Source organism: Methanobacterium petrolearium, from assembly GCF_017873625.1.
Taxonomy (GTDB): Archaea; Methanobacteriota; Methanobacteria; order Methanobacteriales; family Methanobacteriaceae; genus Methanobacterium; species Methanobacterium petrolearium.
Genome location: NZ_JAGGKL010000015.1, coordinates 18,414 through 27,069 on the forward strand (window position 1 = coordinate 18,414; position 8,656 = coordinate 27,069).

General features: G+C 42.4%; 1 protein-coding gene. It reads right to left on the reverse strand.

Annotated features, from left to right (window positions below):
* Positions 1-137 precede the first annotated feature (137 nt).
* Positions 138-8,651 (reverse strand): cobaltochelatase subunit CobN, encoded by an 8,514-nt coding sequence (locus J2743_RS11415; RefSeq protein WP_342451649.1) that lies wholly within the window; start codon positions 8,649-8,651, stop codon positions 138-140.
* Positions 8,652-8,656 lie beyond the last annotated feature (5 nt).

Here is an 8,656-nt window from a genome sequence, read left to right on the forward strand (position 1 = left end):
ATTAATGTAAATTTGAATAAGATGGTGAATCAACAAATCCATCTAAAACCAAGACAAATAGACCAAATCAATCTAAAACCAATATTCATTAATCTAAATACCTAAAAAAAGAAAAAAAGAAAAAGGGAAAAAATTGCTTATCTTCCTTTGAAGTTTCCTTTGAAGTAACCTAATCCCACTAGACATACCAGTGCAATTACACCAACAACGGCTGCTACAGGAAGACCAGACTCAGATGCACCACTTGAAGAAGAACTATCCTTTGAAACTTCATAGGCCTTACCTTCACCCTGATCTCCAGGAGAAGTTTCACCTTCTGATTCTTCATCTCCAGTTTGTCCTGATGATCCACTGCTCTGTGACTGAGCAGATGCTGATGTTTGGGAACCAACAGATTGAGCTGCAGCCTGGCTGGATCCTACAGACTGGCCTGATGGTTGTTGTTGCTGGGTATTGAACATTTCACTACCAGTGGCCTGGTACATTACATTCATGAACTGGTTCACTAGAGTTGCACTCATTTGGCTCATTGCATACTTCATATTAGCCAGGTTACCACAGACACAATCACAGCAGGAAACTCCGTTTGTCATCACGTTCTGGGCTAGGGCATTAGCCAACTGTGACATTATCGCCTTACTAGGATTCCAAGCTCCGATCAGTGCTGCATTTATGAATTTGGCCATCATCTTTTGGGCGGCAAAGGGAGCATATGTATTCATAAATTGAGCAAGAGATTGACTATAAGCGCTAGTGCCAAAGTAGGTGTTGTACCATTTGTTCCACTCTCCAGCAGTGCTGAGTTCGGGTGCCAATTCACTGAACCTGAAGAAGTTATCTAGGGCTCTAGCAAAATTTCTGCCACCACCATAACCATAGTTCTGCATACCTTCTATGTAATCTGGGTTCACGTATCGTGTGGTTATTTCTTGACTGATGACCTGTTGAATTGGGACTGATTTGGGGTTTTCCCGGTCTGCATATTTTAAAACGTTCCAAGTAATTGTCTCTCCTTTATTGACGTATTTCAGGGTGTTGTACAATCCTCCCCAGTAATCCACATAGTCATCATTGTCCAGTACTCCGTAGAGGTTGGTGTTCCTACTGGAGTACATGGTGGTAACTCCACTGAGTGCTCTGGTGAATACTGCAGGGTTGGATGTTCCCCAGTTGTTTTGAGAGTAAATATGACCCATTCTGGTTAAATAGTACTCAGCCAGATCATCAACTGTATCCCAGGTCCAGCTCATTTCCAGTGCCTTGGATATTCCTGCACCATAATCACCATCAGGTGGTGCAAATATACGAGATATGGCCATTTCACCAGCTTCCTCAGGAGTCATATCCAATCCCAGATAATATATGAAGTCACTGACCCAGTTCTGGGCAACGTAATTATCACTTAGAGATTCACTTCCCACTCCATAATAACCTATACCATCCATTATTTCATCTAAACCAATTTTAATCTGATTATGGTATTGACTCAGACTGCTATCAGCAAGAATGGTATAATATGATCGAGCCAAGGCAATTCGGAAGGCTTTGTCCAGAAGTCCGGCCTGTCGGCTGTAAAGGTCACGGAAAAGTCCGCTGGTGATGATAACTGCATCAATCCTTTTCTTACTCCATCCTTCCGGCCGCACCAGATCCTCCAGTTCAATGTATTCTGGCATTTCTTTAAGTTTCTGACCATCAACTCCTGCACTGGGTGAATCTGACCATACTGGTTTCATTCCCAGAAGATACAACACCATGGAAACCAGTGCTCCATCATCCCTGGCTGTTTCCACACACCAGATTCCAATGGCCACCTTTTTGGTATCTTCATCTATGCCCTCGAGAAGTAGTAATGCCAGGGTTTTACCATATTCATAGGCTTCTTTGGTGGGTATTTCTGCTGCCTGGTCATGGTAGAAGTTTCTCCCTGTTGGTAGAACATCTGGATTGGATATAGGGTCATCTCCAGGTCCCGGTGTGATATATCCTCCACTTAAGGCCGTTAAGAAACTTTCTACCTCATTGTACACGCTTTCATTCAGAAGGTTGATATATGTTTTAGCCTTCTCAAGAGTCAATATGAAGTTATCTGAGGGGTTATCAGTGAATTTTGAAGCAACAGTACTTATGTCGCTGTCAATTAACGCTTTCACCACCTCCTCACATATACCCTGCACTATATCTGTTTCCTGGGCTGATAAAGAGCTTTCTGTTTTTGCAAAGAATATTAAGGCGATTTCGTTTTGTAAGGTCGTTGTTTCTGTTCCTCCCGGTATCTGGAAGCCCACGGAAAGCATACTACTCACCATGAGAGCTATCTGGTCATCACTCCACTCTTGACCAATAACATGCAACCCATAGGGGTAAAGCGTACCCTGAATATCCGATATGTAATCATTAACCGCTTCTACAATCTCAGTCCCACTCATACTACTAATATCAACTCCCATACCTATCTCTAAGTCGTTTTCACTGATTATATCTTTGATCTGGCTGAGTATTTCCAGTTTTGCAGTGCTGTTAGCCATGTCATAATCATCAGCCAGTATAGCCAGCTGCCCAAGATATCCATAAAGTGAAGTGTAGGTCATTGGAGGGATTAAATGGTCGATAATAACTGCATTACCTCTTCTTTTGGCCTGAATACCCTCAGCCAGCCCATCGGAGATGTAGAAATAGATCTGTGGCACACTACCAGTTACAACATTCGGGAAATCAGTTGGGGCCAGAATAACCTCTTTTCCAGGTAACCATTCATGGGTGGCGTGTCTTCCAATGTAAACCATGGCATCAGTTCCTTGTTGTTGTAACCAGGCATAAAATGCCAGGTATTGATGGTGAGGGGGAACAGCCATGTTGTGGTAAAGCTGATCTACATCTCCTTCCCATCCACGCTGTGGTTCCGGGCCTATGAATACATTCCCAAACTGTATTCCTGGGAGGACAAAGTACTTCGTACCATTTCTTTCTACCACCATGATATCACCAGGGGCTTCTCCCCATCCAGACATTCCCTCTACATCAAGGGCCATGAACTGGGCTTTGTAGTTTAAGTAGTCATTGTAATCATCAACATCCTGACTTTCTGCATATTTCTTTAGACTACTGACTATACTGTTTAAAAGAGGTGTGGCAGCAACTGTTTTTTCTTCAGGTACCAGTGGAATTATCTGATTTAACCAGTAATCGATTTTTTCATTTAAATCTTCAATGTAATCTGAATCACTGGTGTATCCCAGTTGCACTGCCTTTTTAACCAGTTCTCCAATATATGCCACTGGGCCTTGGGTCACATATAACTGGGTCATTTCATCCAGCTGGGAGAACCAGGCCATATAATCATCCACAGAATATAGAACCACATTCGGGTTATCGGCCAGTTTTTCCACTTCTCCTGGTGCCCAGTTTGCCACATTTATCCCCTGAGCTAGCATTAAGTCTTCAAGAGCTTCGGTGTCTACAGGTATATTTTCTACAGTGTATCCTTCACTTTTCAACACATTAAGCAGGTTTAATATGCTCTGTATAGGATCAAGGTAGCTGGCTCCAATGTTATTCTTACCTGGAGGGTAGTTATAGTAAATTAAAGCCACTTTTTTAAGTGCATTGGCTGTGTATTTGAGCTGCACCCATCCTAATATTTTATCTGTCATGCTGTTGATGTTATCTTCTTGGGGTACGTATCCAATAATAGCTGCCCCTGTCACTGAGTCAATAACTACCTTCATACCTCCCACAAAGGTTGGTTCTATCTCTCCCTGGGCCTCAAGTATGGTTATATGCCACCATTTGTCTCCAGAGATATTAGGCAATCCTGAAGTACTAAGATACCATTCTTCGTTACTAACATAATCTGAGTGAAGGGCTCTGATAACAGGAACACCCAGTGCATCAAAGAATTCTGTGGTTAAGGTGAAATCATCACCTCCCAGTCCATAGGCAGGCATGGCCACAATGGCATCCACTCTGGTCAGGTACTCTGATGGGTTTTCTATGAAACTGGTTGCATTGGTTGCATTGGTAAAGGCCTGTAACATGATCTTTAACTGTTCTTCTGTTCCACCATAAGCAGTGACTGGTATTACGTTAAGACCTCTTGCTTCCAGGGCTTCAATTATAGCATAGTATGGTTGGAGTTCCTGAGCATCAACGTACATGGTACTTTCAATAAGACCCACACAACCCTGACGATCACTGCTAAAGTAAGTTGCTATGTAATCTTCCAGAGTGTACCACTGGTAACGGTAAATACCATATTCCTGTTTTCCAGAGGAAAAACTAGGTTCCTCATAGTCGGTATCAAGACCTAATAAACTGAGTGCCCATAATATCTGATTTTTCAGGTTATCATTGTCATTTAAATTTTTGTAGATGGTGGCTTTATTGTATATTTCTGGGAAGTTGGAGGTGTTCATGTATTCCACAGACTGGTTGTAATCAGAACCTCGCATGGTGTTCTGATAGTAAGATAATAACTCTTCTGTGGTGAAATTTTCCAAGAGTTTAACTCCATTAATGGAAGAGTATTTCATTAACTCCACAGATTCTGCCTTGACAGAAACTGGAGGTTCTAATATAAGGAAAACACCCTTTTCAGTTATTTCAGGGTGTTCACTTAAGATCTTGGTTAATTTGGGTTCGGCATTGGTCATCACCCATTCACCAATGAACACGTCACAGGTTCGCAGGTATTCATAGACCTCATCCTCAGTCATGGCTTCTATCTGCAGACCATTACGCAGCTGTATGGATAATCCCTGTATATCTTCAAGAATATCCAGGGCTGCCATATTCAGGATGTTAGTTCCTGGTTTATCACTGATGATGAAAACACTTACCACACCACTTTCTTTCATTAGAACGAATTTTTTGAACTCGTTGTTGGTTTCCTTGTACTCATCAATCAGATTATCAGGGTCAACCACTATTTTCAGGTTATGGGAACCATAGCTGGTTGGTGTCCAATTAAATAAAAGTTGGATAGTTTCTCCAATATTTAAACCGGTTACAGTCTTGCTTTCTATCTCCTGATCACCATCATATAACTTAACCATAAAAGAATTGGAATCTTTGTATCCTCTGTTTGCAATGGTGGTATTTAACTGATAAACCTGATTAGTGACTAAGTCCAGGGGAACTTCCAGTTTTTCTGGAATTAAATCAGGTCTGGCCAGTTCAACCTCTAAAACTTTGCTGATTTGGTTGTTGGTTTCATTAGACTCCTCCACTTGATTATCCGGATCAAATATGATCTGCAGGGAGTGGGAACCTGTGGTGGTGGGTTTCCATGAGAAACTTAAACTAGTACTGGAACCAGCAGCTAAAACGTTAACATGCTGACTTTCTACTTCCTGGTTATTATCATATAACTTTACCTGGAAGTTATTTGCACTGTTAAGGCCTCCATTGTTAATAGTAGTGGTTATGGTGTAAGTTTGGTCAACCACTGAAATCTCAGGAACTACCATACTATCCGTGAACAAATCAGCCCTTGAATCACCACTAACGTATTTAACACTTAATAGTCCCAGGGCTATTTTGTAGTAGGAACTTGTACTACTTCTATCATAAGTTAAGGTGTTGGTACCATAGTTAGTGAGGTAGCTGGTTACATTCCAAGTGTTAGAACCACTGTAACTACCCTGAGGGAGGCTATTGGCTATGACATTCTCGTTGAAAGTGTATTTACTATCTGTGCTTGCAAGGTGAATCACTTTCAAAGTGGCGTCTTCTACCGTGGCTGAGGTAGGCAGTGTACTTATGAATGTGGACTGGCCAATGTAGTTCTCACCAAGGTTATCTTCCATATAATAGTTGTCTGTATCATGTCCTTGGTTGACCCAGTACATGATTTGGTCGTTGTCTCCGTCATTGTAGGCTATAATGAGGGTTATTAATTTGATCCGACCATCAAAACAATCTGGATTGGAAACCACGTGGGCATTGTTGTTTTGTTGCACCAGACTGGTCACATCGTACCACATAAAATAATCACTGGTTACTCGGTTGCAGTGATCATTTATCTCAAGAGATCCCCAATCTTCAGAACCACCTTCTGGCCATGAATAAGTGCTGCTAAGGTGTTCAGAGGCAATTTGCTGTCCATTAAAAGTGACATTCACATCAGTAGGGTAATCAGTTTGCATATTCCCTATATATACTGCAGTGTAAAGTGTGGCATTAACCACTTGGGCATTGTCAGGGAGTGACTGGAAGTCGTAATCCACATCAGTGGGTGTGTCGGAAGTAAAACCATAGTAGGAATCTTCATAGAGACCGCCACTGACTGTTCCATTCTGAACAGTGATTGGGGGATCACCTCCAGTATAAGGATCCGCTGAAACCGTTCCACAGATAGCTAGGGAAAATACCACACCCATTAAAAGGAATAAGGGTAGTTTCATTCCATTTTTACCTTTTGATATGATTAGTCCACTGAGTATGGATAAAACACCTATGATTAATCCAAACAATGGTGCACCTGTTTCTTCCATTGGAACTGTACTTGCAGATGTACTCACTGCACTAATGGTTGTACTGGTTGCAGCATCTGTCAGGGCAGAAGATGATACATGAGGTGTTACTGTTAACTGAGGGGCATTGTTTCCTAAAATAAGGTCATAAGTTGTTGAAAAAATGGTGGGACTGCTGGTTGAAACTGTTGTTCCAATAACCTTTAAGATCAGGTTTAAAGTTGGGTCACCCACAGGTAAATCACCCAAGTTCCAGGTAACCGTCCTTGTTGTAGGATCATATACCGGATCTGGCTCACTATCAGCGATCATTCCCACATATTCAAAGGATTCAGGTATCACATAAGTGAACAAAACTCCACTGGCAGTGTCAGGACCATTGTTACCGATCTTGAATGTCATGGTGATCAAGTCACCCACCTGAGGGTTATCGTTGGAGACCCATGAGTTGATGTAAACATCGGCATTAGGAATAGTGTAGGTCCTGGTGTAAATGGGTGAAGTGTTGCCTGTATCATCCACTGCCATGAACTTCAGGGTGGTAGTGCTGGATATATCAATCGCTCCGGTGTACTGGGAACTGCTGGTGGTAGGGTCACTACCATCCAGGGTGTAATATATAACCGGATTGGGATCCCAGTCATCAGTAGCAGAGAGAGTCACTGATTGGGTGGTGTTGTAGGTGCCTTCTGCCAGGTCAGCGCTGACAGTTGGTGCGTTAGTGTCTAGGGTGGTTACCAGTATGCTACCCATCACATACATGTTATCCCCATAGTTACTGTCACCAGTGCCTGTGGAGTCGTAACTCTGCATTCCTGCAATGTTAAGTCCTTCCACTATGTTACTGGTTACATCGTAAGTGCTGAAGCCTATGTCTGGATTTCCTGAACCTGACATGCTGTCGTTCCAGAATCCAGTGTATTCCTGATCATTGAAGAAAAATTTGCTTTTGTTTTCTTCGTTAGCTGATGCCAGTACGGTGATTACCTGGGCATTAACCAGTTTAGCAGTATCCACATCTTCATAGTTGGCATAGGCAGTTGCTTCCTCATCACTGACAGAATAGGTTTCTCTGCTATAGAGCATGTCGAATCCGTCATTGATGTAGATCTGTTTGTAGCTGGTGGTGGAGTCTTCATAGACTACTATGATGTAGGCTCCGTAAATTCCATAGTTCTGTCCTTCCTCTGGAGTTATAGTCATGGTGTTTCCAGCAGTGTTGAAGAAGCTGGTTACATCATAGACGTAAAGTCCATAAGGATAACTGAAACTACCGAATCCTTTAATGTCACTGTAAGTAGCAGGATCGATCAGTGTGTTACCATTAAAAATCAGAGTCCAGGCTGGGTCAACTTCCATTTTATTGTAGGTGTAACCCTGGTATAATCGGGCGCTCACCACAGTGGCACCTTCAGGTATAACCAGGTCACTGCTGGTCCATGTGTAGGTTTGCTCACTCCAACCACCTCCATTATATCCAGTATCTCCACTACTATAGATCACATCATAGGTTCCTTCCCAGACTTGCTGGGTTTCCAGATCATCACCATCTGTGTATCTTTTGCCCTTGTAACCGTTATTATACACAGTTAATGAGGTTGTTAAAATATTATTGGTCTCATTGGTTTCAGGTATATTATTAGATGGATCAGTATGGGCACTGACTGGGACCGTGTCCCCCTTGGTTCTGCTCACAGGGTTGGTTACATTAACCGTGGCAGTGTCTCCTACAGCTAAAGCAGGAACATCTACGGTGTAAACTGTTCCATTTATATTAACATCCAGGGTGGATGCGGCTGAAGTAGCAGTACCATTATTCTGAACGGTTACTGAGATTAAGTTGGCTTCATTGGCAAACAGGTACCCTCCAACCCCATCATTAGCTTTAATCTCGAGAATCACCAGATCAGGACCATTCACGGTAATATAATCTGTTTTAACTTTCTCATCACTACCTCCTAAGTTAGTTACTGTGAGGGTCACGGTGTAGCTTCCTGGAGTACTGTAAGTATGTACAGGATTTTTTTCATCACTGTTTGTTCCGTCACCAAAGTCCCAAGCATAACTTCCCACATATCCTGTTGATTTGTCAGTAAATTGCACTTCCAGTGGTGCATCACCGGTTGTGGGTGTGGCTGTGAAGTTTGCTACTGGTGGTTGGGGGATAGTAACGGTGATGTAGT